18 protein-coding genes and 2 pseudogenes are annotated in these 23,780 nt (G+C 52.6%); 12 read left to right on the top strand and 8 right to left on the bottom strand.

Going from position 1 to position 23,780, the window contains the following annotated elements:
• Nucleotides 1-52: 52 nt before the first annotated feature.
• Nucleotides 53-961 (bottom strand): transporter, encoded by a 909-nt coding sequence (locus tag PP4_RS24275; protein WP_016501754.1) that lies wholly within the window; start codon nucleotides 959-961, stop codon nucleotides 53-55.
• A 282-nt stretch (nucleotides 962-1,243) separates the two neighbouring features.
• On the bottom strand, nucleotides 1,244-2,221 hold the full coding sequence (locus PP4_RS24270; RefSeq protein WP_041167898.1) for an AraC-like ligand-binding domain-containing protein: 978 nt from the start codon (nucleotides 2,219-2,221) through the stop codon (nucleotides 1,244-1,246).
• Between the two features lie 330 nt (nucleotides 2,222-2,551).
• On the opposite strand from PP4_RS24270, the gene PP4_RS24265 reads away from it, so the two are divergent.
• Nucleotides 2,552-3,586, top strand: a complete 1,035-nt coding sequence (locus tag PP4_RS24265) for a carbon-nitrogen hydrolase family protein (RefSeq protein WP_197538704.1) — start codon at nucleotides 2,552-2,554, stop codon at nucleotides 3,584-3,586.
• A gap of 60 nt (nucleotides 3,587-3,646) precedes the next feature.
• On the opposite strand, the gene PP4_RS24260 is transcribed toward PP4_RS24265, so the two are convergent.
• Nucleotides 3,647-4,537, bottom strand: a complete 891-nt coding sequence (locus PP4_RS24260; protein WP_016501752.1) for a LysR family transcriptional regulator — start codon at nucleotides 4,535-4,537, stop codon at nucleotides 3,647-3,649.
• Nucleotides 4,538-4,679: 142 nt separating this feature from the next.
• Between PP4_RS24260 and PP4_RS24255 the strand changes: the two genes are divergently transcribed.
• From PP4_RS24255 to PP4_RS24245, 3 genes are all read left to right on the top strand, one after another.
• Nucleotides 4,680-6,020: an MFS transporter gene (locus tag PP4_RS24255; protein ID WP_016501751.1), complete on the top strand. Its 1,341-nt coding sequence runs from the start codon at nucleotides 4,680-4,682 to the stop codon at nucleotides 6,018-6,020.
• A 167-nt stretch (nucleotides 6,021-6,187) separates the two neighbouring features.
• Entirely contained in the window at nucleotides 6,188-7,435 is a 1,248-nt protein-coding gene (locus PP4_RS24250) for an OprD family porin (RefSeq protein WP_016501750.1), read from the top strand.
• A 68-nt stretch (nucleotides 7,436-7,503) separates the two neighbouring features.
• Nucleotides 7,504-8,463, top strand: a complete 960-nt coding sequence (locus PP4_RS24245; protein ID WP_016501749.1) for a helix-turn-helix domain-containing protein — start codon at nucleotides 7,504-7,506, stop codon at nucleotides 8,461-8,463.
• Nucleotides 8,464-8,499: 36 nt separating this feature from the next.
• Here PP4_RS24245 and PP4_RS24240 read toward each other — a convergent pair whose 3' ends face one another.
• The 3 genes from PP4_RS24240 to mdlC are packed head-to-tail and all read right to left on the bottom strand — an operon-like array spanning nucleotide 8,500 to nucleotide 12,352.
• Nucleotides 8,500-9,579, bottom strand: coding sequence for a mandelate racemase (locus PP4_RS24240; RefSeq protein WP_016501748.1), 1,080 nt, complete (start codon nucleotides 9,577-9,579; stop codon nucleotides 8,500-8,502).
• A complete protein-coding gene (locus PP4_RS24235) occupies nucleotides 9,576-10,757 on the bottom strand; it encodes an alpha-hydroxy-acid oxidizing protein (RefSeq protein ID WP_016501747.1) in 1,182 nt (393 codons plus the stop codon). The genes PP4_RS24240 and PP4_RS24235 overlap by 4 nt, the downstream gene beginning before the upstream one ends.
• Nucleotides 10,758-10,765: 8 nt before the next feature.
• Nucleotides 10,766-12,352 carry a benzoylformate decarboxylase gene (gene mdlC / locus PP4_RS24230; RefSeq protein WP_016501746.1) on the bottom strand — a complete coding sequence of 529 codons (1,587 nt, stop codon included), beginning with the start codon at nucleotides 12,350-12,352 and terminating at the stop codon, nucleotides 10,766-10,768.
• Between the two features lie 151 nt (nucleotides 12,353-12,503).
• On the opposite strand from mdlC, the gene PP4_RS24225 reads away from it, so the two are divergent.
• The 7 genes and pseudogenes from PP4_RS24225 to PP4_RS28330 all read left to right on the top strand — a co-directional run bounded on the left by PP4_RS24225 (nucleotide 12,504) and on the right by PP4_RS28330 (nucleotide 19,144).
• Nucleotides 12,504-13,205 (top strand): helix-turn-helix domain-containing protein, encoded by a 702-nt coding sequence (locus tag PP4_RS24225; protein WP_016501745.1) that lies wholly within the window; start codon nucleotides 12,504-12,506, stop codon nucleotides 13,203-13,205.
• Nucleotides 13,206-13,308: 103 nt separating this feature from the next.
• Complete coding sequence (gene iaaH / locus PP4_RS24220; protein WP_016501744.1) at nucleotides 13,309-14,832, top strand: indoleacetamide hydrolase; 1,524 nt, start codon at nucleotides 13,309-13,311, stop codon at nucleotides 14,830-14,832.
• A gap of 67 nt (nucleotides 14,833-14,899) precedes the next feature.
• Nucleotides 14,900-16,210, top strand: a complete 1,311-nt coding sequence (gene mdlD, locus PP4_RS24215; RefSeq protein WP_016501743.1) for an NAD(P)-dependent benzaldehyde dehydrogenase MdlD — start codon at nucleotides 14,900-14,902, stop codon at nucleotides 16,208-16,210.
• Nucleotides 16,211-16,318: 108 nt separating this feature from the next.
• Nucleotides 16,319-16,798 carry a hypothetical protein gene (locus PP4_RS29135; RefSeq protein WP_016501742.1) on the top strand — a complete coding sequence of 160 codons (480 nt, stop codon included), beginning with the start codon at nucleotides 16,319-16,321 and terminating at the stop codon, nucleotides 16,796-16,798.
• 990 nt (nucleotides 16,799-17,788) lie between these two features.
• Nucleotides 17,789-18,235 (top strand): annotated as a pseudogene (locus PP4_RS29935) (methyl-accepting chemotaxis protein); the annotation flags it as partial.
• Nucleotides 18,236-18,239: 4 nt separating this feature from the next.
• A pseudogene (locus tag PP4_RS29930) lies at nucleotides 18,240-18,568 on the top strand (DUF4113 domain-containing protein); the annotation flags it as partial.
• A gap of 210 nt (nucleotides 18,569-18,778) precedes the next feature.
• Complete coding sequence (locus tag PP4_RS28330) at nucleotides 18,779-19,144, top strand: histone-like nucleoid-structuring protein, MvaT/MvaU family (protein ID WP_016501740.1); 366 nt, start codon at nucleotides 18,779-18,781, stop codon at nucleotides 19,142-19,144.
• Between the two features lie 66 nt (nucleotides 19,145-19,210).
• On the opposite strand, the gene PP4_RS24190 is transcribed toward PP4_RS28330, so the two are convergent.
• Nucleotides 19,211-19,477 (bottom strand): hypothetical protein, encoded by a 267-nt coding sequence (locus PP4_RS24190; protein WP_016501739.1) that lies wholly within the window; start codon nucleotides 19,475-19,477, stop codon nucleotides 19,211-19,213.
• Nucleotides 19,478-19,746: 269 nt separating this feature from the next.
• On the opposite strand from PP4_RS24190, the gene PP4_RS24185 reads away from it, so the two are divergent.
• A complete protein-coding gene (locus tag PP4_RS24185) occupies nucleotides 19,747-21,042 on the top strand; it encodes a RusA family crossover junction endodeoxyribonuclease (RefSeq protein ID WP_016501738.1) in 1,296 nt (431 codons plus the stop codon).
• A 431-nt stretch (nucleotides 21,043-21,473) separates the two neighbouring features.
• Here the strand turns inward: PP4_RS24185 and PP4_RS24180 are convergent, their stop codons facing one another.
• Nucleotides 21,474-23,759, bottom strand: coding sequence for a 3'-5' exonuclease (locus tag PP4_RS24180; protein ID WP_016501737.1), 2,286 nt, complete (start codon nucleotides 23,757-23,759; stop codon nucleotides 21,474-21,476).
• Nucleotides 23,760-23,780 lie beyond the last annotated feature (21 nt).

Below are 23,780 nucleotides of genomic sequence, written 5' to 3'. Positions count from 1 at the left end.
CCGGCTAGTCCCGGGCTTGCCCTTTGTCATTTCTACAATCTATTTGTTGGCTTTAGAACACATGGGTCAAGCGGAATTGAAGTCTAAGTTTTTCTTTCGGCCCGTTGGTAACATCTAGGTCACGACCGAATTGAAATTGCGCCTGGGTCTTCGGAGTGACAAGGTTTTGCCAAGTTACCATGTAACGCTTGGTGTTGAGCCCGTCGTCTTGGGCTAACCCGTCCAGATGGTTTTCACCTCCAACTGTATGATAGTAGGTCAGGCCAACTTGGTTTCGATCATTCACTGCGTAGCGGAGATGAAGAGTAGTCTCGAATATGTTGTCTTGGCGGAGGGTTTTCCCAAGGAAATCATCATTCTTGTCGTACATGTCGTACTCGAAAGTTACCTCGCCGTATAGCTTGTGAGGAATGATTGCTTGAACATAGCCTGTTTGCAGCACGCCTTTCCATCGGTTCGAGCCGATGTTGATCCCGCCTTGGTCAGCATCGTATTTTCCGACTGGAACACCGACAAAACCACCAACGTTAAGCCATCGCTCATTGACTGGGTCATTGATGAGCCAAATCATGCTCCCCACCAGCGGGTCGCCTAGGCCACTGGCCTCCTCATTCTGAGGGGCACTTTGCTTGAGCCGCCCGAACGGAACAATGATTTGGGGTGTGATGGTGTAACCACCAACGTCCATCCATTCTACGTAGCGCGCGACCATGATATCGCTGTTTAACCCAAACTTCGTCGGGACGGAGTGTCCGTCCACATTTACCTTGTCTCTTTCAGCATGCTGATAGTAGAAGACGCCCAACCCTGTCCCCGCAGGTAGAGCGACCATGTCACCAGGGTCAGTTGATAGTTCTGCAGCTGAAGCTTGAAGAGTAACTGCAGCCAAGGCTGTCGCGAGCAAAGTTCGTTTTGGGTTGCAGAGATGATGAGTGTTATTGAAGATTTGAACAGCTTTCATTCGAAGCTCCGAATTATTATTAGCAGGAGTAACGAAAATTCATGACTTCCTACGGGCAAGCCGTGGCCGAGGCTTTTGAGGTTGTTGTCTTTTACTCGGTAGTCTGATTATAAAGCTGCTAATAGCAGGGGCTTATCTGGCTTTATCGAGGTTTTTGTTTGAGATTACTGGGTGTTTGGCGGGTAGGAAGATGAAAGTAGCTTAGGGGGTAAGCCGAAAGGAAAGCTATTTGCCCAGGGCGTGGGGTCTAGGACTTTGTGGTAAGCGATTTAAACTTGCCGGTTAGAGCGAAAAATTATTTTTTCGGTGCGCGGTTGGCGTTATGCCGTAGCGCTCTTTGAATGCCCTGCTAAAGTGGGCGCTGCTATTGAAACCCCACCTGAAGGCAATTTCTGTTATAGAAAGGTCAAGGTAGCATTTGTTGATCAAGTCTTCGAAGCAACGTTCTAGCCTGCTGTTCCATATGTATTGGATTAGCGGTACTGGTTCATGGGAAAATATTCTGTAGATACTGCTGATTGATAGGCCAAGCTGTAGAGAGAGAAGCTCTGCGCCAAGCTTCGGATTCGCAAGCTCCGTAGCGATTGTTCGCTTGAGTTCGTATAGGTGGGTTTTCTTTATGCTGGAGTCATTGGCGGACTTGCTTTCCGGTAGCTCTTGTAGCATCCCTCCTATCATCTCAATAAGCGCATTGGAGAATGCGCTCGTGCAATTTTGTGGCAGTGTTTTGTACTCGGATATCAGGCTTCCGATATACGTAAAAAGTAAGTTTGCGCCTGGTGCTTTGCTGTTTATGTTGATGGCGCAGAGTCGATCAGGTCTTGAGAAAAGCGTCTTCAATGTTTCTGAGGGTATTCGTATTACGATTTTTTCAAAGTCTTCGTCAAGCTGGAAGGAGTAGGGGCGCGATGTGTCAAATAGAACAGCTTCACCGGGTCGCACAATGGCTTGTCTTCCGTCCTGCTCTACTTTTCCTATGCCCCTAAGCTGGAGGCTGAACAGGGTATAGTCTTGCCTATGTGCGTCAGCAATGATCTTGCGGTGGTCACGTTGCACCGTTTGCCTGCATGCATCAAGTTGAATCAGATCTAACTTCCCGAATTCACTGTGCACCAGCGTGGAGCGTAATCCTTTTGACAGATCCTCATTATGTACTCCAAGTTCTAGAGATGCGAAGTGCTTGCAGACACTGTCATGCCAGAATTCCAAGCGCTGCTTAACTGGAAGCATTGCGGTGGAGATGAGGGTTTGCTGGGCCATTTTCAGCTCCGGATCGTAAACATCTATTCTCAAGCAGTAATTGTGCCAATGCTGTTTAGGCTGCTGGTGGGAATGTAGGTCAAAAGAACCGAGCAAATCAAGCAAGTCAGCAGCGTAAAGTGGCTACAAAATTCTCGTTGTTACCGGCCTGCCCTGCTGCGCACATCGTCCTGTTACACCTGGTAATGTCGTGGATTCAGGGCAGCCAGGCGATAGGGTTGGTCAATTCGCACAACAATGCTGGTAAAGGTTGGCCTGTTTTTGACTGATAAGATTCGGTCTGCCAACAAGAGTGTGCAGTATATTACAATTACTTCTAAGGGTGGCTACATGAACGCTTCCAAAACACATTATAAAGTTGCAGCTGTGCAAGCCGCTCCTGAATTCCTGGATTTGGACAAAGGGGTTGATAAGGCTATACGCCTCATTAAAGAAGCAGCTGATAACGGAGCATCACTGGTTGCCTTTCCGGAGGTTTATCTTCCAGGGTATCCGTGGTGGATCTGGCTTGGCTCTCCCGCATGGGGAATGCAGTTTGTTCAGCGCTACGTAGAAAACTCGCTTGACTTGAAAAGCGAGCAGTTTGAGCGACTGTGCAAAGCGGCTGCTACTTACCGTATTCACGTTGTAATGGGTTACAGCGAGCGCTCGTTTGGCACCCTCTACCTCGGTCAAGCAATTATCGATGACAACGGTAAAGTGATTGGTACGCGCCGTAAACTCAAGCCCACCCATGCTGAGCGTACTGTTTACGGTGAAGGTAACGGCAGTGACCTTAAGGTCTTCAATTCGCAACTGGGAAGGGTAGGTGCACTCTGCTGTGCAGAGCACGTACAGCCACTCTCCAAGTTTGCGATGTACAGCCAGCATGAGCAGTTGCACATTGCCTCGTGGCCGAGCTTCTCGGTATATCGCGGTGGCGCATATCAGCTGAGCGCTGAGGCTAACTGCGCGGCCACCCAAGTTTATGCTCTTGAGGGTCAATGTTTCGTAATTTCAGCGTGCGCAATCGTATCTAAAGACATGCTAAACCTTCTCATCGACACCCCTGATAAGGGCAACCTGTTGCAGGATGGAGGTGGTTTCGCGATGATTTATGGCCCCGATGGCGCACCGCTGTGTGAGCCTCTGGGCGAATATGAAGAAGGCATCCTTTATGCCGACGTCGATTTGGGCGCCATTTCTGTAGCTAAAGCGGCACTCGACCCGGTTGGGCATTACTCGCGGCCAGATGTTTTGCGTCTGCTTTTCAACGATCAACCGACACCTTGCGTGGAGGCATTCAATCCGGCTCCTGTCGGTACTGATGCTGTAGGTACTGACCTTCAAGGTGATGAGCCCGATGCGCGACTGATATCTGAGTAAGACATAAGCGATAAGGACGATGGTTGGGCTACCTGCCCAGACATCGTCCGTGCTTGGCGTTTATAAGCAGGTAATCGTTTCCTTCAGGAACTCACAGAACCATAACTGGGCAGTGTTATCACCGCTGTGCTCATGCCAGTGCAAGCTGACTTCAAACTTTGGTACGGTGAATGGTAGCTCCATTGTCTTGAGGCCATTGCGCTCTGCATAGACGTTGGCGACCCGCTCAGGCAGCGTCACCAGCAGGTCGCTGGATGAAATGATCTCGGGCAGAACGCTGAAGTGTGGAACGCGAAGGCTCACAGTTCGCTCAACCCCTGCTTCCCTCAGTCGATCCTCAACAAAGTGGTGGCCGGTGCCGGCAGATACGACAACGTGGCGTTCTTCAAGGTATTGCTGCATGGAGAGTTCATCTCCGATGCGTGGGTGATCTTTGCGAGCCATACAGACGTACCGCTCTTCAAACATCAGATCACATTTTGCTTGAACAGGTAGGAAGCTTCGGTTGCAGATCGCAGCATCGATTTTTCCTGTTTTCAGCCATTCGTCCATCCGGTCTATCTCGACCTGGATCACCTCCAATTCGACGAGTGGCGCTGTGGTCTGTAGTCCGCGCAGTACATGCGGGAGGAAGTAAACCTCTCCCAAATCCGACAGAGCAAGACGGAAACGGCGAGTCGAGAGGTGCGGCTCAAATTTTTGGGTAAGTGCCACCGCGCGTTCGATATCACTAAGCGACGAACGGAAGGATCCGTAGAGCTGTGAAGCTAGAACGGTAGGCTGCATCCCATCACGCGAGCGCTTGAAAAGCGGGTCACCCCATTGGTCGCGGAGCCTGGCCAAGGCATAGCTCACGGACGGCTGCGTGACGTGGAGACGCTCAGCTGCACCGCTGACGCTGCCGGTTTCGAAGATGGTCACGAAGACACGGACAAGATTGAGATCGATCATTTTAAATAGATCCGGCTTATTTCAAATGCAAAAATATATCTATTTGATCTATCAGGCAACACCCCATAACGTGAAGGTCGAACGGATCGGGGGTGTGCAGCTCTCGTTCGATCACCTCAAAAAAACAACAAGAGTACATGCCATGCAACGCATCAGCGCAGTCGGTATCCTCGATACCGCAAAGCTCAGTCGCTTCCATTTTCTCCTGGTTTTTTGGTGCTCTTTCATCATGCTGTTCGATGGCTACGACCTGGTCATCTACGGCTCCGTGCTGCCGCACCTGATGACAGAATGGAATCTGACGCCTTCTCAAGCTGGGATGCTTGGCTCTAGCTCCATGTTGGGCATGATGGTCGGAGCCGTGCTCCTTGGCACTACCGCCGATCGTTTCGGTCGCCGCCCGATTATCCTTTTCTGCGTCGCTCTCTTCAGTGTTGCAGCTTTCGCGAACGCCTTCGCTGTCGACTCTATTACATTCGCGATTTGCCGCTTCCTCACCGGTGTGGGATTGGGTGGGGTGGTACCCAACCTGGTGACTATCCTGAAAGAAATGGCACCCACCCAGTACAGGAACCGTCTCATCAACCTGATGCTTAGCTTCTTCGCGGTAGGTGGCTTGCTCTCGGCGCTGGCGGGTATCTACCTCATCCCAATGCTGGGCTGGCATTCCCCATTCTATATCGCAGGGCTGTCACTGCTTTGCCTGCCACTGCTGTATAAAACGCTTCCTGAATCGGTGGCGTACCTGGTGCATAAAAAGCGCCACGATGATGTCGGTGCACTGCTGCAGCGTATCAATCCAAGCCACCGCCACATCAGCGGCACCCAGTACGAAGTCGACGTCGTAGCCAATACTGCAGGAACGTCCATGGCTTCGCTGTTCAGCGACGCGCGTGCATTCGCCACCTTGATGGTCTGGGTTGCCTTTGGTATGTGCATGCTCATGGTGTACGGCCTGAATACTTGGTTGCCGAAGCTCATGAATAGCGGTGGCTATCCACTGGGCTCGAGCATTACCTTCCTGCTGATCATGAACATCGGTGCTCTATTCGGCCAGTTGGCCAGTGGTTTCGTAGCAGACCGTTGGGGCTGCAAGGCAACGCTGCTGGTTTTCTTCGCGCTTTCTGCCATCTCGATTTCGCTGTTGGGCGTTCGTCCCGGCCCCGTGACTTTGTATGCACTGCTGCTGGTCGCCGGCGGAGCAACAGTTGGATGTCTGTCTGTAGTGCATACCCTCGCAGCCGACATCTATCCCGCCAATGCACGGTCTACCGGTGTCAGCATGGCAGCCGCAGTCGGGCGCTGCGGGGCAGTAGCAGGCCCACTTCTTGGTGGCTACCTTTATAGCCTGAGCCTGCCATTTGAGCAGAACTTCCTCCTGTTTGGTCTGCCTGGCGTAGTCGCTGTTATCGCTGTGATGATGATTTCTCAGAGGCATGCTGGTCGGCTGTCTGCTGAAACCCCAGTAAAGCAGAGCGCTTAATCTTCTTGTAATACCCCGTCCAGGTAAAAAGCTCGCCTGTAACGGGTTTCGGCGCGGCGCGTGCGTCGCGCCTTTTTTATTAAGCACATCACTCTTGGCCATATTTTCGGTTGGAGTGAGTGCGCACTAGAAAAACTCGCACACAATAATAATTCGGAGTGGGTTGGATGAAACAAATCGATCGTATGGGCTGGGCTGTCACAGGTTTGGCTATGATGTATGCGGCTACAGGCCACGCGGATGTCTTTGACGATAGTCATCTGACTTTAGGCCTTCGTAACTTCTATTACGACAGGGATTTCAAGCAGGACAACGCTCCCAAGTCGCGTGTGGGAAGCTGGAGCCAAGGGTTCGATCTGCAGTTTAAATCGGGATACACTGACGGGCCTGTAAAGTTTGGTTTGGATGCCTTCGGGCAGTACGCATATCGCCTCGACGGTGGTGGTGGTCGTGGGCCAGATACCGTTCTTCCCTATGATGACAGCAAAGGTAAGCCTGTCACTGACTATGGTCGTGCTAGTGTCGCGGCGAAGATTAAATTCTCTAACACGGAAGTCAAGATCGGCGAGCATAGGCCGATGCTCCCTGTCGCTTTTTACGATGACTCGAGGCAGCTTATCACCACCTATGAGGGGGCGACAATTGAGTCAAAGGAGTGGTCTAAGCTGACGCTGAATGCCGGTCGATTCTGGAAAACGGCGACACGTGAATCGTCCAACAGGGAAGATATTTACTTGTTTGGTGATTCACCTGCGCAGAGCAGTGATGGTTTGAACTTTGCCGGTGCGCGATACGAATTCACTCCTCAGCTCAATACGACTTATTACTTTGGTCAGCTGGAAGATATCTACAAGCAACATTACGCTGCGGCAGCGTATACCATGGACTTAGGTAATGGCTATTCGTTGAAGTCAGACCTTCGCTATTACAACACTCAAGATGAAGGCGCAAAGCTTTCCGGTAGTCTTGATAACAGCTCGCTGGGCCTGATGACGGCGCTTAGCAAGGGTGGACATACATTCACCGCAGCCTACCAGCGTATGTATGGCGATGATGCCTTCCCGTTGCTAAATGGCTACGCCCCCCAGCCATTCCTGGTCAACTGGTCAACCATCGCTTTCTACAAGGCCCAGGAGCGCTCATGGCAAGCCCGTTACGACTATAACTTCGCGGCAATGGGTGTGCCAGGGCTGAAGTTTATGACCCGTTATCTGCGTGGTACAAACATCGATCGCGGCCCTGGCCTTTCTGATAACGTCGAAAGCGAAACGAACTTTATTCTCTCTTATGTTATTCAAAGTGGCCCGCTCAGTGGATTGGCTTTTGAAGGTAGAAATATAAAAGTTAAGACTAAGTATGGTGCGGACTTTGATGAGAATCGTCTGATTACAAGTTATACCTGGAAGTTTTGGTAACCAGCTGACCGGCACGCATTATATTCCAAGGCGTGTTACCTCAGCGCTTTTCGCTAGAGGCCGTGATTATGAGTATCGAACTGTTAAGTGAACGTAGCAAAGTCTACGATCTTGCAGATCCTCACTTGGTTTCAGCCTATGTAAACCAGCATGTTGGAAATCACTCCATCGTTATCGCTGATGTGCGTCGCGAGGCGATGCTCATTCACAGGCAGGTATCAGAACTTGATTTTTGTCGAATCAGATATGGCAGCGAAACGCGCGTTACATCGACAGCTCTTCGAGACAAATTTCACATTCAAATTATGTTGACTGGAAGCTGCCTCCAATGTCACCGAAATGGTCGGCGTGTCCTGCTTGCTGGTGATTTGATCGTGATTAATCCACAGGATGAAGTGGACTTCACTTACTCGGATGACTGTGAAAAATTCATTTTGAAAATTCCAGTCAATTTGATCGGTAAGGTGTGTGAGCTCCAGCGCTGGTGTCTGCCAGCCGAAGGCCTACGTTTTGAGGATAAAGTATACAAGCTAATCGACCTGGAAGGGATTGCGCAGCTGTTGAGCCTTGTCTGTAACGAGATTGAAAGTGAGAACATGATTCGTGCGGTTCAAGAGCATTACGTTCAAATTATAATTATCAAAGCACTTACTTCTTTTTTGACTAACCTGGATGTAAAGGGGGAGGGAGTGCAGAGTCAAGTTTTGCGCAAGGTGCTGCAATATATTGAGGATAATTTGAAGCAAGATTTGACACCTGAAACGTTGGCTCGTTATGCTAACGTAAGTGTGCGCAGCCTCTACGTTCTCTTCGAGCAGCACATGGGCGAGCCACCCCGTCGGTATTTTGTCAGCAGGAAACTAGATCGGATACGTGCGGCTTTGTTGAATGCTGACGGTCGAAAAAAGAGTGTAACTGAACTCGCGATGGATTACGGTTTTACGCATTTGGGCCGTTTCTCGGCTGAATATAAAGCCAGGTTTTCAGAGCTACCTTCCGAAACGCTAAAGCATGGAAAGTCTGTATAAGAAAAGGCCCGCATAAGCGGGCCTTTTTATTTTGCATTACACCAGATATTTCCCGATTTCTTTCTCGCGCCAGATGATCCCAACGCCAGGGAGATCCGGAATCACAGCATTTCCGCCCTCAAATGTAAGAGTAGGCTCGATGACGCTGCCGGCGAGATCCAAACGCTCCAGCCAATGCGCAGTTGGGGTGGCGGCTAGCAGGTGAGCGCTGATTTCTTGGAACAGGTGGCTGGACATTGGAATACCGAATTGTTGTGCGAGTGCACTGGCTCGGATCCAGCCCGTCACGCCACCGATCTTCATTGCATCTGGCATAGCCAACCGGCATGCACCGATGCTCAATGCTTTGAACATCTCCTCAGGGCCGAGCCAGTTCTCACCCATCTGGACGGGCACATTGAGCTTGCTTTGAATGCGCTGATGGCCTTCGTAATCGTGTTGAAGCGTCGGCTCTTCAATCCAGGTGACGCCCTCTTGCTGCAGCGCCTGGCTGCGTTTGATTGCGGCTGGTACATCCAAACTCTGGTTGTAGTCGACCATGATGCCGAAGTCGTCACCTACTGCTTGGCGTATGCTGCGCACGACTGCCAGATCTTGATCCAATGCCGGATAGCCGATCTTGGTCTTAACCGCCCGGAATCCGAGTTCTGCTGCGGTCACAGCGCGCTCAGTCGCGAGTTTGACTCCATCCAAGCTGTGGCTGTCATAAGCCTGAACTGGTCGAGCGTTCGCGCCGAGGAGTTTTACTAGTGGCGTTTCGTGAACCTTGCCCAGCGCATCCCAAGCTGCCATATCGATGCCAGCAGCGGCCATTCGGATCAATCCCGTATAACCTGCCAGGCAGAAGCGTTTTGCGAGCATGGCTTCCAAGCTAACCGGTGCCAATGGTTCGTTGACGATCATGGCTGCCATGTCGTCCAGGAGCTGCTTCAGCGACTTCAACGCAACGGGGGTGTATGCGAACAGGTAGGAATGGCCTACCACGCCGGCACTGGTGGCCAGGTCGATCAGAACAAGAGGCGCTGTGCCAACAGTTCCAACAGCGGTGTGAACGGGGTAGGCCAATGGGACATTGACGGCCCGCGTCCTCAGGCCGGTAATCAGTACTTCACTCATGCGTGTGTTCCTTTACCAATGAGGTGATCGACTGGAGCGGTGTTAGTCACTCCCTCGTTTTGGAGGTAATCAGGAGAAAGGGAGGTGATGTCAGGGCATCCAATCTGGGCAAGGGTGCGGTCGATATCCGCTTTTAGGAGGGTTAGCACCTCGTCAACACCCGTTTCACCTCGTGCTGCAAGGCCATACAAAGTTGCACGACCCAGGAGTACAGCCTCAGCACCTAGCGCAAGTGCTTTAACGATGTCCGAACCCCGTCGGAAGCCGCTATCGATAAGCACTGGTTTTCCAGTTTTCGCTACCGATTGAGCCAAAACTTCCATTGGCGATATCGCGCAATCGAGTTGGCGACCGCCGTGGTTTGATAGGATTACGCCGTCTGCACCTTCAGCGATGCACCGATCGGCGTCCTCAGCACTGAGCAACCCCTTTACGAGGAGTTTGTGCGGCCAGAGGTCACGCAGCCATCTCAATGCCTCCCAGTTGAAACTGGCATCCATTTGGCGGCTCATCAATGCTGCCTGCATTTCTAAGCTAGACGTTTGACTGCTGACGAAATTGGCCAGTTGCGGCATGCCGTGTCGCACGAAGTCGAGCGACCAGCGCGGATGCAGGCATCCGTCCAGCACCACCTTTGCGGAGTAGCTCATTGGTATCTTGAATCGGTTATGCAGGTCGCGCTCGCGATAGCCGTTAACCGCCACATCCGTAGTAAGCACCAGTGTCGTGTAACCAGTGTGCAGGGCTTTGAGCACCATCCCCTGCGCAATCTCTCGGTGGATCACATAGAGCTGGAACCACAGATCGCCATCACACTGACGTGCGAGGTCTTCAATGGACATGTTGGAGGCGGTCGACAGCACGAACGGGATTCCGGCCTTGGTTGCTGCTCGAGCTAAAGCGAGATCCCCCTTAGGCCACAGCGCACCGTTCAGCCCAGTAGGCCCAATCAAGAGAGGCATCGACTGCCTCTTTCCAAGTACTTCCGCTTGGAGGCTGCGGCGGCTGACGTCTACTAGCCGCTTCGGTTTGAATCGCCATTGCTGGAAGACGTCGCGGTTGTGTTTCACCCCGTATTCGTCTTCAGCCCCACCTTCCAGATAGTCGTAGACCATCTTCGGCAAGCGCTTTTGCGCAAGCTTGCGATAGTCCTCAACGTTAAAGAGATTCTGGCTCATGGCTTACCTCACTTCACCGGGCTTACGGTGCTTACTTCGATAAGTACCGGGCCTTTGGCAGAAAGCGCTTCTTGTAGCGAACCCTTGAGCTGCTCAAGGTTGTCGGCTTTCAGCGCTTGGACACCATAGCCCTTGGCGAGTGCGCGGAAGTCGATCCCTGGCACATCCAGCCCAGGAACGTTTTCTGCTTCGAGAACGCCGGCAAACCATCGCAACGCACCGTAGGTGCCGTTGTTCATGATCACGAAGATAGTGGGGATGTTGTACTGAGCTGCAGTCCACAACGCACTAATGCTGTAGTTCGCCGATCCGTCGCCAATGACGGCGATGACTTGTCGCTCGGGTTCTGCGAGTTGAACGCCAATTGCTGCAGGCAGGGCGAAGCCCAGTCCGCCAGCTGCACAGAAGTAGTAGCTACCAGGGTTGCGCATGTTCAGGCGCTGCCACATTTGGGCGGTCGTTGAAGTCGACTCGTTCAGGTAAATCGCATTCTCCGGGGCCATGTCGTTCAGTGTGTCGAACACTGTCTCTGGGTGAAGTCGGCCAGCGTCTTGGTCAACCTTCGCGGGTTCCGGAGCTGCAGTTGGGAGCTGGCGGCTGCTCTCTTCAACCAAGTTGGCAAGAGCGCTAGCCATCGCACCAATGTCTGCCACGATCGCATCGCCCATTGGCGCGCGTGCAGCTTCGAGCGGGTCGCAGGTCACCGAAATCAATCGCGTGCCAGGTTTGAGATATTGACCTGGGTCGTATTGGTGGTAACGGAACACTGGAGCGCCGATTACCAAAACCACATCGTGACCTTCGAGCAGCTGAGAAATCGCTGCGATGCCAGCTGGCATCAATCCACGGAAGCAAGGATGACGGGTAGGGAATGGGCAGCGTGGAGCGGATGGCGCAACCCAAACCGGAGCTTTGAGGCGTTCGGCCAACATGACGCAGTCTGCGTTCGCATTTGCTGCGTCGACGTCCGGGCCCAGGACGATCGCCGGGTTGGATGCGCTGTTGAGAGCTTTCACCAGAATATCGAGATCCTGGTCGTTCAGGCGTACTGATGAACTGACATGGCGATCAAAAAGGTGGTGGGACTGAGGATCAGCATCCTTATCCCAATCGTCATATGGCACCGAAAGATAGACAGGGCCTTGTGGCGCCATGCTTGCCATATGGATAGCCCTGCTCATCGCATGAGGGACTTCTGCTGCGCTTGCGGGCTCGTAGCTCCATTTGACAAGTGGTCGTGGCAGGTTGGCGGCATCGACGTTGGTCAGCAGAGCTTCAACGCCAATCATCGCCCTGGTCTGCTGGCCGGCAGTGACGATCAGCGGGGAATGTGAGTTCCAGGCGTTACTGAGTGCACCCATAGCATTGCCGGTACCAGCAGCAGAATGCAGGTTAATGAAAGCCGGCTTCCGACTGGCTTGCGCATAGCCGTCTGCAATGCCCACCACACACGCTTCCTGCAAAGCCAGGATGTATCGAAAGTCCTCTGGAAAGTCCTTCAAAAACGGGAGCTCGTTCGAGCCAGGATTGCCGAAGACCGTATCGATGCCTTGACGTCGCAAGAGTTCGTATGTGGTGCCGTGTACCGAAGCCATGATTTTTATCTCTTACCAAATGGTGAATCCCACGATAAAATCGAGACCTAAATAGATCAAATAGATAGATTCTAAAATAATATATAGATCGGTTCTATTTTGATGCTTTTACCCTTCTGTGACGCTTTGACAGCATTTTCGGAGGTAGGCAATGGCAACAGTGCTGCGTGGAACCGATATGGATCAGCTTGCTGAGCTGGTCTGGCTTCTTGCTCAGTTCCAGGGAAAACCAAACGCTCGGGCTGCGATTTTGCAAGCGGTAGCGGCCTTTCTCGACGCGGAGTTCGTTGCTTCATTCGTATGGGACAAAAGTGAGGGGCGATCCATCGACCCGCTGGCTTTCAATATGGAGAGCCAGTTCATAGAGGCTTATCAGAAGCACTTTTACCAGGTCGATTTGGTAACCCCGATCATGCGAGAGGTGAGGGCGCCGGCGCGAGTCGACTGCCATGTGCCACGTTCAGCAATGCTCAAGAGCGAGTTCTACAACGACTTCCTTCAGCCGGCAGATATGGAGCATGGCCTCAACGTCTTTTTCTTCGACGGTGATCGGGACATCGGCGATCTCAGGGTATGGAGGAGCAAGGGGAGCAAACCCTTCAGCGAGAGAGAAGAACGTCTGCTATCGACCCTCCAGCCATATGTTCAGAAAGCTTTTAGCCCGGCGCCGACACTTTCCCAACGATTGTCGTTGAGAGAAGCTGAGGTGGCCGAACTTGTGGCTCAGGGGGCCAGCGATAAAGAGGTCGCCCGCCGCTTGGATATAGCGTTCAGCACGGTACGCACTCATCTGAAGAACGCCATGGCGAAGCTTGAGTGTCAGAACCGCACTCAGCTAGCCCGCTGCTTATGAAATGTTTCTGGCAATCCTCAAATTTGGGGAGACCTATTGCCGCAGGCCCACATTACCGTTGTGTGAACCACAGCATCGCCAGTGCGGCTAGGAGAGGTAAAAAATGCGCCACCCAGTAGATATGCCTGAAAAGGTCGGTACCGACGCAAAGCGTCTGTTCGCACAACCCGAGCATCTTTGGGAGCTCACCCTCACCGAAGCGTCTGCCTTGGTTCGGCATCGACGGATCACAAGCCGCCAGCTTGTGGAAGCGTGGCTTTCTCGGATCGCGGACTTCTCTGAGCTGAACGCATTTATCAGCGTTGATGCAGCGGCCGCCCTGAAGCAAGCAGATTCGTATGATCACTACCTTGAGGCGGGTGGTGATCCGCTGCCATTGGGCGGTGTACCGATCGCGGTAAAGGACAACATCCAGGTGGTTGGCTTCGCGAACACGGCCGGGACTCCAGCGCTGTCCAAATTCTTTCCAACGTGTAACGCCCGAGTTATTGAGCCGTTGCTCAAAGCCGGTGCAATCGTTGTTGGGAAGACCAACATGCATGAGCTAGCGTTTGGCACCTCGGGCTATAACACCGCGTACCACATCCCTGGCGTTATAGGTGTTCGTAACGCATTTGACCACTCATGCATCGCGGGCGGGTCGTCCTCTGGGAGCGGTACTGCTGTCGGCGCACTTTTAATTCCTGCAGCTTTGGGTACCGATACAGGTGGATCTGTTCGACAGCCTGGTGCCGTGAATGGATGCGTTGGTTTTCGACCAACAGTTGGGCGTTATCCAGTCGACGGAATCACACCGATTTCCCCAACGCGCGATACGCCGGGCCCAATCGCTCGCTCGGTCGAAGACATAGTGCTGCTGGACTCGATCATTACCGGGGCCCTGCCTGCGGAAGTTCCTGCTGCCGAGTCGATTCGACTGGGGGTAGTTGATCAATTGTGGGCTGATCTCAGCGAACCGGTTAGAAAGCTGACTGAAGATGCGCTGAGAAAGCTTGAGCAGCAAGGTGTGCAGATTGTGAGGGTTTCGATGTCCGAAATCTTCGAGATGAGTCATGCAGTCAGTATGCCGTTGGCATTGCACGAATGCAGGTCAGCCCTAACGGAATACCTATCGGCAAACGAGACCGGTGTTTCCTTCGACGAGCTGGTCGCTGGGATCAGCAGCCCAGATGTCCGAACCATCTTTGAAGATTACATCCTGCCTGGAAGGCTGGGGGAGCTGGAAGGTCAATCTGTGGATCTTGAGCAGGCCTACGCCACTGCTATGAAGGATGCTCGTCCGAAGCTCATCCAGAGCTTCGAGTTTCTATTCAAAGAGCATCAACTCGACGCGATTATCCATCCCACCACGCCTGACCTCGCGATCAAGAGCAATCCCGCTGCGACCAGTTTCGAGGCCTTCGCACGCATGATTCGAAATGCCGACCCGGCCAGTAATGCTGGCATGCCTGGTATTAGCCTGCCTGCCGGGTTGTCTCAACAAGAAGGCTTGCCGGTGGGTATTGAGATCGAGGGGCTTCCGGGCAGTGATGCGCGATTGCTCAGTATCGCAAATTTCATCGAGAGCATTTTGGGGCGTGGCCCGACTCCGACGCGTTCGGGGGTTGAAAGCAAAATTTCCATGTAGCACTGCCGATCCCAAGTCGGTTACTACCTATAGCGCCTGTAATCCCGAATAAAGAGGAAATCCATTCATGAATTATCTGTCTCCGGCTAAGATTGACTCGCTGTTCTCCGCTCAGAAGGCGTACTTTGCTACCCGAGCTACGGCTGATGTGGGCTTCCGCAAGCAATCGCTAGAAAGACTGAAAGAGGCGGTTATCAATAACAAGGAAGCTCTTTATTCCGCGCTTGCAGAGGACTTGGGCAAGCCCAAGGATGTAGTCGACCTGGCAGAGATCGGTGCAGTATTGCACGAAATTGATTTTGCGCTTGCTCACCTTGATGAATGGGTCGCGCCAGTTTCGGTTCCGTCGCCAGACATTATTGCGCCTTCCGAATGTTATGTAGTCCAAGAGCCGTACGGTGTCACCTATATCATCGGCCCCTTCAACTACCCAGTTAACCTGACTCTCACCCCGCTGATTGGTGCGATAATCGGCGGTAACACTTGCATCATCAAGCCATCTGAAACCACTCCGGAAACCTCGGCGGTAATCGAGAAGATCATTGCTGAGGCGTTTGCTCCTGAATATGTCGCGGTTATCCAGGGTGGCCGAGACGAAAATAGTCATTTGCTCAGCCTACCTTTCGACTTCATTTTTTTCACTGGTAGCCCCAATGTTGGCAAGGTGGTTATGCAGGCGGCTGCTAAACACCTGACTCCTGTCGTTCTAGAACTCGGTGGTAAGTGCCCACTGATTGTCCTGCCTGACGCGGATCTCGATCAGACGGTCAATCAATTGATGTTCGGTAAATTCATAAACAGTGGTCAAACCTGCATTGCACCGGATTACCTCTATGTGCATTACAGTGTCAAAGATGCACTTTTGGAGCGCCTTGTTGAGCGCGTGAAGACCGAGCTGCCCGAGATCAACTCTACCGGCAAGCTCGTCACCGAGCGTCAGGTGCAGCGATTGGTCTCCCTGCTGGAAGCAACGCAAGGGCAGGTGCTTGTAGGATCTCAGGCGGACGTAAGCAAGCGCGCCTTGAGTGCTACGGTAGTAGATGGTGTGGAGTGGAATGACCCTCTGATGTCCGAGGAGCTTTTCGGCCCTATTCTGCCTGTTCTTGAATTTGATAGCGTTCGGACTGCAATTGATCAAGTCAACAAGCACCATCCAAAACCTTTGGCCGTTTATGTGTTCGGTAAGGATATGGATGTCGCCAAAGGTATCATCAACCAGATTCAGTCTGGTGATGCGCAGGTGAACGGCGTAATGCTCCATGCGTTCTCGCCATACCTCCCGTTCGGGGGAATCGGTGCTTCTGGTATGGGTGAATACCATGGGCATTTCAGCTACCTGACCTTTACTCATAAAAAGTCCGTGCGGATTGTGCCGTAATTATAGATGCAAGGCGCGCTCCGGCGCGCTTCTTGTGCTATTGGATTTCAGATCAACAGCATTGTCTGGCCTAGTTTGTTTTCATTAACGAACGTCAGGAGGTAGGATATGACCACGGGCAAAGACTTTATCCCAAGGCGATGCCAGGACGAATCTATCGCTTGTAGTCAAGATCAGAATATATTGAAAAGCTATCCATCAAATAGTGGAGTGCACCTGGAGGCATTAGATGCCGAGCTCTCTCGAATAATTGAATTTTATCAAGAAGATACGGGAAGTCAGCGGCTAGCTCTTCCTGCTTTTGGTGAGATTTTCTATAATCTGTCATCTGATCTTTCTGAGGCTTTGGGTCTATTAAGTGTTAGTGTGAGTAATGTTGAAGCGCCTGCTGTTTTCAAGATTTTGTATGTGCGCGCCGTCAACTTGGTAGAGTCGATGCTGATCTCAATACTGATTAAGGCTATCGTAATTCGTCCAGGTTTGCGAGCCGGGTTTAAAATCAGCTCGTTGGAGGGTGGGTTATCTTCAGGTATGAAGAAATTTCATCGGAGGAGAGAGGGGTGGCAGTTGATGTTGCGTCCAGTCTGAGCTTGAAGACCTTTTGCAATTATGAATATTTGTTAATTGAGGTTTTTGGTGCGCGACTTGAAATGTTGAATTTCACTGCTATAGATCGAATTTTCGCGAAGCGTGACGACCTCCTTGTCCGTCATGGGAGGTGTATTGAAGGCCAATCAGCGCAGGTTACATCAGAGGAAGTGGAGCGCGTGATAGCCACACTTCGCGACTTCGCAGTGGATCTTAATATCAATATTTATCACTCAGTGTTTGATCACAATTCCTCGGATATTTGAGTACCGCTATCTGAAAGCCTCACCCTGTATTGATCGTTCAGCGTCAGGGCAGTTTGGATTCGCTCCACGAAACCGGATACACCCCTGCACGAAGCGGATAGTGGGCTGGAATTCCGTAGCGATATTCTTGGCTGACCGTAAGTCTATGTGCGTGCTAGGCGACGGTGCTACTCGTCCATTGGTGCTCGAGCGAATGCATGGGCACCTAGAGAATAATAATGAAGCGCGCCCGACAGGCCTTAGGCGTGCGGGCTGGGGAACAACTATGTCGAAAATAGCGTGGCGTCTTTGGGCCGCTGCAATGGTACAGGTCGGTGCAGCAATCGCGGGCGTGACAGCATTTCTTTACCCTGAGTCTTTGACTTTCTGCCTATCACTCAATGTATTCTCGCTACTTTTAGCCGGTTGGCTGTACCATTTTGCAAGGATCGAGAGGGTAGAGGTGCGTGTTGAAATACCCTATGAGGTGCGCGTGCCGTGCACACGGACGGAAGACAATTCACACAACGCCGAGCCTATTGTTCTTGATCCTCGCGTGAAGGTTGATCTGGAGCGACTGAGCGTTGCGATTGCAGATACCGAGCGAGATATGGACTTCGCTAATCAGCTGGCTCGCGAGGCAGGTGGAAAAGTCAGCTCCAGTTCAGACAGCATTCAAAGCTCGGCTGGCATTTTCAGAGAGCTTGACGAGTCAATGGTTCATTGTGGCCAGGCCTTTAATGCGTTGGGTGGTCAGTCTGTGGAAATTACAGGTCTCGTAGCTAGCATCCAGGACATCGCTCGCCAAACAAACCTCTTGGCACTGAATGCGGCTATTGAGGCAGCAAGGGCAGGGGATCATGGTCGTGGCTTCGCTGTGGTGGCCGATGAAGTGCGTAATCTTTCCAGGCGAGTAGCTGACTCCAGTGCGCAAATTCACCAGATAGCACAGAGTCTTGAACAGACCGCTGGTGATGCTCGTGAGGGAATAGATCGACTCGGCGTCTCAGCGCGGAGAGGGTTGGCTCAGTCGGACGAGGCGCTGCAGACCATGCAAGGGCTGCGCGATGCGGCGGCGGCTCGTATGAAAATCGTCGAGCAGATCATGTCTCGCCTCGCAGGGCTGCGCAAGTTGGCTGAAAGGATAGAGATGATGCTCCCTGAAGCTGAAGATCCCGTTGCATGCGGATGAGAGGCGTTTGCTGACAAAGGCCGCGTAGGAGGGCGTGGAGCTGTTGTTCCGGCAGGGCTTCTCCTGCAGCAACGTAGAGGCGCTGCTGCTCGAACTGAGCCAGCCGAAGGAATTATCGGTGACTTGTTCGCGGCTGCTCAGCCGGTGGCGAGTGAGAAGCTGATGGGCGTGCTGGGCGCGGTAAACGGGAGATGGGGCAGGGGAACGATGCGGTTGGCGAGCGTTCCAGTCGATCCGTTATGGAGCATGCGCCGCGAGATGATGAGCCAAAGCTTCACGACACGTGTAGATGAGCTCAAGCCCGCTGCTAGGCGGGCAAGGTCTATCACGTAGGGATAACGAGAGACTGCCCTAGCCGGCGTGAAAATAAGGTGAAAGAAGAGACACACGATCTAAAGGGTCATTTGTCCGAGCATTCCTCCGCTACGACTGGTGTGAGCTTGGGAGCCGGGTATGTCCATGACTTTTTCTTTCTCCTTGGTCTAGCAGGTGAGTAAAAACAAAATGTACTCTTAGGCGATCAACCATTCAGGAATGCTAAAAATGTCGCGCCTCGCAGAATACCGTCGCCTTGAGCAGCAACTCGCTCAGCAACTCGCTGAACTGGAAGCCATGAAAAGTGATGGCGCTATCCAGGCTGAAATGGATTTTGAAAATAAACTCCGTGCTCTGCTTGGTGAGTATGGTTTCAGTCTCCGCGAAGTAATTGGCATTTTGGATCCCCACGCTCATGGCCGTCATCAGACACCAGCAGCGGTAGAGAAAAGCTCCCGCAAGCCAAGGGAAGTGAAGGTTTACAAGAATCCGCACAATGGTGAATTGGTACAGACCAAAGGTGGTAACCACGCGGTGCTAAAGGCCTGGAAGGCTGAGCATGGCTCTGAAGTTGTAGAGTCCTGGCGCCAGTAAGCTCTTCGCCTGTCTCTTGATTACCACGCTGCGAGCTACCGTTCGCAGCGTGGTTTGATGTGCTCCTCAGCAGATGAGTGGGTCGTCGGGCTGATTGCCACGTCTGCGCGCCATGATGGCGTCCACGGCATCAGCAACAGGCGTACCCCCATCGTTGATCGTTCTGACCTGCCGGAGCATCCCGGCAGCGGTAACTATTGCGCTCAATCGATCCTCTCCCGGAAGCCCCAAAGCGATTTCCATAGTGAGCTCTTCATCAGATATTTCGTAGCGTTTTCGCCGATCGTCGGCACGCAGCTCTCGTTCCGCTCTAAAAATTCGACCTAAAGCCATAGCCACCTCCTGTCTCGTTGGTGTGTGATTATTTCTTATCTAGTCGATTACTCACTTGTGCGCCATGCATTCCGGCCAACGGTTCGGTAAGGTCGTAAGCAGCCTGAAGAGTGTGCCAGATATACCCCATCCAGACCGCGCGAGTGACGGAGCCTTCGTTGGAGTCGTACCTATGGCGGTTGGCTCGCTGTCCTCATCTTATGCGCTTGCGAGGGCGGATGGCTCTTTGACATTATCGTGGCCTTTGAAATCCATAGGTGCCTATCGTGATGTTCGGTAGAAGGATGGACAGGTTTAAGGCCTTCCTGGAAAGCAAAGCTGGTAGGAGGGCCGTCCACGAGAAGCGCGAGCGTCGGCGTGTGAGAATCGTGATTGACGGCATTGAGCCAAAGTCAAAGAAGATGCCAAAGGCCGAAAAGTGTGAGCTCCAGTCGGCTATCGTGGATCACCTCAAGCGCTTCAAGCGGCAGGCCTTTACGGGCGACATCGCGCTGAAGTTGCAGCTGAATACCACTGATAAGAATGCTCCCCAGGCACATACCATCGCGAAGAACCTACTCGACCTGTTTGGCCTGAAAGAGGCCAGTGTGCAGTGGCCTCGAAAGCACTTGCTGTACAAGGACGATAAGCAGATTCAGGTGCTATCGGTTTCCTGTCGTCACGGAAATAACGAACCGTTCATTTATGTAGAGGCGACCCCTTTGTCTGTGATGCTTGAGGAGCTTAGGATTGCAGCTGAAGCCAGCCGTAAGGATGAGTTGAGCCTTGAAGCACTCTATCGCGAAGATATGGCAACCGACTGGATAGGCGATTACCGCAAGTTGGTTGAGAATGAGGCGAAGTCACGAGCCGACTATGGCGAGCTCTACGAGCCATACTTGAAGCTCACCCGTGTGAATGCGCAGCAAGCGCTTCTCAACCAGGCTGGTATGGGCATCTCGGTGCTCAACTGGCTTTACGAAGATCCGTTAAGCAAGCTCAAGCTAGATGGCTTCGCTGCCAGTGACTGGGCGAACCTTATTTCACGATCGATTCTCCGACTTCAGTTTGGTGAACTGCCTATCGCTCCTGGTAGCTCCAAACTATTCAAAGAGCGCGTCGCAGCTGAGGTTCAGGCGTTCAAGGAACGCTGGGCGTGGATCCTCGACCCTTGGGAAGTGGCTGTGGGTCTAGAGGTCATCGTTCGTCCTAATCCAAACACGCCCCCGGATGTCCTTCATGACCTCGACAATATCGTTCGGGATTACCTGATTCCTGAGATCGTGCCTAGGCTTAAAACCGTCACTGACCCATTGTGGTTGGTGGACTGGGAGGCCATGGAGAAGGCCGGGGTTTACTCGGGCAACAAGGCTTGGTCGTTGCTCAGATCGACCCCGAGACTTCCTGCCAGTACGAAGTCTGGTGTGACTCGCTACGAGGTATGGCGGTTGCCCGCAGTTATCGGTCAGCCGGGAATCTTAAGTGTCGCATTGACTGCCGACACTGATGGCAGGGGAGATCTAATTGATCGAATTCAAAGGCACGTGAAGGAGATCGTCGAACGAGAGGAGAAGCGTAGGTGGTGATGGTGTGTCTGCTGCGGTGCTGATTCGCGGATGCGGCACGCCACACAACAGTCGCGTTAGGGAATGTTCTGCAAAGCGGCGCAAGGACTAATGAACAAGCCTCTGGTTAGGGCGGCAAATGAAGGTGGATTGACGATGTTGGTGTCTCCATGATGCGTAAATTTCGCTGCTTCGGGCACGAAGTGGCCGCCTATGGGCCAATCAACGTCGGCGTGTGGCTAGGCCCGCTTGCGAAATCCGGCCGTTCCATTTTCTGACTCTCACATGCTCCAATTCAACCCAAGGGAAAAATCAACAATAGAATTTTGAAAAGGACGGTTGTGAGGCGTCGGACAGTCCGAGACTGAGGGGAATCGCACTGCAGGGCAGCCCCTGCAGTGCGATTTCAATTCAGGTTGCTAACCCGAATGTGGAGGCGAAAAGCTACATGGTCAGGCCTCCACTGGGAGGATTTCACCTTGGCGATACCGGGCTTCGTTGCAGTCTTTAACGATGGCTTGGATGAATCGAGACGCAGGGTAACTCGCGTTTGGGCTGTAGGTCATGAAGAGCGACTCTCGAGCACGAGTCATAGCCACGTAAAGCCTTGAGGCTTCACGAGCGAGCTCATGAGGCTGAATGTTTGACTGTGGCAAAACACCTTCCACCAACCCCATAATCAGGACGGTTGCGAACTCATGGCCTTTGGCCGATTCGATCGTACTGATCTTCACATTGTCGCTTTCGTAATGAACATCTTGCTTCAGCTCTGCGCTTGAAATGCCTTTGGCTTCCAGTGCCGCTCGAACTTCCTCGCGAAGAGATTTCTGAGGGGCGATCACGCAGATCTGCCCTGCGGTTTGCCCCATGGCGAGCAGCGCATACACCTGACGTGATACGGCCTCGACTTCATCATGAGTGTTGGCACACCGCAGCAGCAATGGACGCTCGCCGTGGCGTTTAGCAAAATCGGGCAGTGAAGGCTTTTGAACTTCGTCTTCATCAGTGTCGGAGAACTCAAATTGCGACACTAGATTGAACGCGGCAGTCAGAATTTCGTGGGTGTTTCTGTAGTTTTTCTTGAGGCTAACGCTTCGCCCGATAACGTCGATGCCCGCCCGCTTGAGCGCAAACCCGCGCTTATAGATGCTCTGAGCACCGTCTCCGGCTAGGAACAAACCGTTTTCAACGTCAGCCAATCGCGCACTAGCTGGAGTTGTCAGCTTGCTCAACAACACGACGTCCAGCTCAGTCAGATCCTGAACCTCATCGATAAGGATGCAGCGGAACTGGCCTTTTCGATCGTTCGTATTGTTTAGCGCGCCAATCGCTTGAGATACGATCAGTTCGTGGTCGATGAGTCCGTTGCCCTCTACACCACCAACGTATGTCTCAACAGCCCGTACCATCAATTCACGCGAGGCTTTATTGAGGGGAATAGACCGGCCACGGCGATGGAATACGGACGAGTCTAGGTAAGCCTTGAAGTCGGTAGGGCATAGGCGACCTCGCACATAATCGAACTCTTCCTTGAGGAAGCTTCGAAGCTCTTGATCGGACATCGAGGCCATCGGTGTCTTAGCGAAGCCAGGATCGCTTTTGAGGTTGATGATGCAGGTGCTCAGGAGTTGGTACTGCACCTCGGGTGATAACTGTGCGCGACCGTGCAAATCACTGCTGACGTCTCGTGCGAGCGAGTTCATCGTTTTGGTATGGATGAGATGACGCTCATGCCCGCACAGGTCTTCAACTAGCCTTTGAAGAAGGCTGCTCATGCTCTGAGTTAAGGTGACCAGCAGCACGGGCTGGTTGTATTTTTTCGCCAGGAAACGCGCGCGGTGAACCAGTACCGAGGTCTTGCCGCTACCTGAAACGCCACGTAGCCGTGCAGGGCCACGGTACTCGCGTTGAGCGATTTTTTTCTGTTCTGGATGGAGGAACAGCATCCACTCAGAGAAGGTTTTCTTACTGAAGAAATCGTCTAGAAGGCCCGCATCATCGAACGTGACAAAATGCTCGGCATTGATGATCGACTGCATTTCATTCAGAAGGCTCTCGTCGGCGATTGCCTCTGGGCGGCCCTGGATACCCATGCGCTGGTTGACCTCAGCCCACTCTTTGCCATGGCTCAGCACCAACAGGTCAAACAGCAGGCTTGCAGACTCGTAGTCACCGAGGGCATCTAGCTTTTCCAAGATGCCAGCAGCATCCTGTTCGTACTGCTCGCCAGTTACCTTTTTTGCGAGTTCTTTCTGAGCGTCTGTACAGGGCAGCCTAGACCAATCTGTCTCAGGCACGTAGCGGAGCAGAGGGGAAAGTAAGTCGATTTCAGGGCTATCCAGATCGAGCCTGTCGGCAGGGATGTGACGCAGCTCATCGTAGGTGACCGGGAGGAAATTCAACGTGCCGTCGGTAGGGCTTTTCACCCAGGTGTAGTTTCGATGGCTGTCGAGCCATCTTTCTGCCTCATCGTGGGCGCCTACGAAAAGGAATGCCCGTGATTTCTTTACACCGTCAACCAGCTGAACGACGAGTCTGTAAGCGTCCGGCAGATCAAATTTCTCGACGTTCTTCAACCGGGTCTCACCATGCTTCGTCCTAGGTAAGGATTCGATCGAGCCGTTCGTACCTGCTTCGGTCATCGCCGCACGAACGGCCTGTACGATTTTTTTCTGACCGATGTTGTTCAGCTTTCTCAGGTAGCTGTTGAAGCGGTTGGTATAGATTACGGGTTCCATCATCGTCCTTGGCGCAGAGTC

This window comes from Pseudomonas putida NBRC 14164 (assembly GCF_000412675.1).
GTDB classification, from domain to species: Bacteria; Pseudomonadota; Gammaproteobacteria; order Pseudomonadales; family Pseudomonadaceae; genus Aquipseudomonas; species Aquipseudomonas putida.
Note: the sequence above shows the minus strand (reverse complement) of the source record. Positions and strands in the feature narration are given on the sequence as shown.

Coding starts and splice junctions, on each gene's coding strand:
- PP4_RS24275 (WP_016501754.1), bottom strand. CDS start 961: ATGAAAGCTGTTCAAATCTTCAATAACACTCATCATCTCTGCAACCCA.
- PP4_RS24270 (WP_041167898.1), bottom strand. CDS start 2,221: ATGGCCCAGCAAACCCTCATCTCCACCGCAATGCTTCCAGTTAAGCAG.
- PP4_RS24265 (WP_197538704.1), top strand. CDS start 2,552: ATGAACGCTTCCAAAACACATTATAAAGTTGCAGCTGTGCAAGCCGCT.
- PP4_RS24260 (WP_016501752.1), bottom strand. CDS start 4,537: ATGATCGATCTCAATCTTGTCCGTGTCTTCGTGACCATCTTCGAAACC.
- PP4_RS24255 (WP_016501751.1), top strand. CDS start 4,680: ATGCAACGCATCAGCGCAGTCGGTATCCTCGATACCGCAAAGCTCAGT.
- PP4_RS24250 (WP_016501750.1), top strand. CDS start 6,188: ATGAAACAAATCGATCGTATGGGCTGGGCTGTCACAGGTTTGGCTATG.
- PP4_RS24245 (WP_016501749.1), top strand. CDS start 7,504: ATGAGTATCGAACTGTTAAGTGAACGTAGCAAAGTCTACGATCTTGCA.
- PP4_RS24240 (WP_016501748.1), bottom strand. CDS start 9,579: ATGAGTGAAGTACTGATTACCGGCCTGAGGACGCGGGCCGTCAATGTC.
- PP4_RS24235 (WP_016501747.1), bottom strand. CDS start 10,757: ATGAGCCAGAATCTCTTTAACGTTGAGGACTATCGCAAGCTTGCGCAA.
- mdlC (WP_016501746.1), bottom strand. CDS start 12,352: ATGGCTTCGGTACACGGCACCACATACGAACTCTTGCGACGTCAAGGC.
- PP4_RS24225 (WP_016501745.1), top strand. CDS start 12,504: ATGGCAACAGTGCTGCGTGGAACCGATATGGATCAGCTTGCTGAGCTG.
- iaaH (WP_016501744.1), top strand. CDS start 13,309: ATGCGCCACCCAGTAGATATGCCTGAAAAGGTCGGTACCGACGCAAAG.
- mdlD (WP_016501743.1), top strand. CDS start 14,900: ATGAATTATCTGTCTCCGGCTAAGATTGACTCGCTGTTCTCCGCTCAG.
- PP4_RS29135 (WP_016501742.1), top strand. CDS start 16,319: ATGACCACGGGCAAAGACTTTATCCCAAGGCGATGCCAGGACGAATCT.
- PP4_RS28330 (WP_016501740.1), top strand. CDS start 18,779: ATGTCGCGCCTCGCAGAATACCGTCGCCTTGAGCAGCAACTCGCTCAG.
- PP4_RS24190 (WP_016501739.1), bottom strand. CDS start 19,477: ATGGCTTTAGGTCGAATTTTTAGAGCGGAACGAGAGCTGCGTGCCGAC.
- PP4_RS24185 (WP_016501738.1), top strand. CDS start 19,747: ATGTTCGGTAGAAGGATGGACAGGTTTAAGGCCTTCCTGGAAAGCAAA.
- PP4_RS24180 (WP_016501737.1), bottom strand. CDS start 23,759: ATGGAACCCGTAATCTATACCAACCGCTTCAACAGCTACCTGAGAAAG.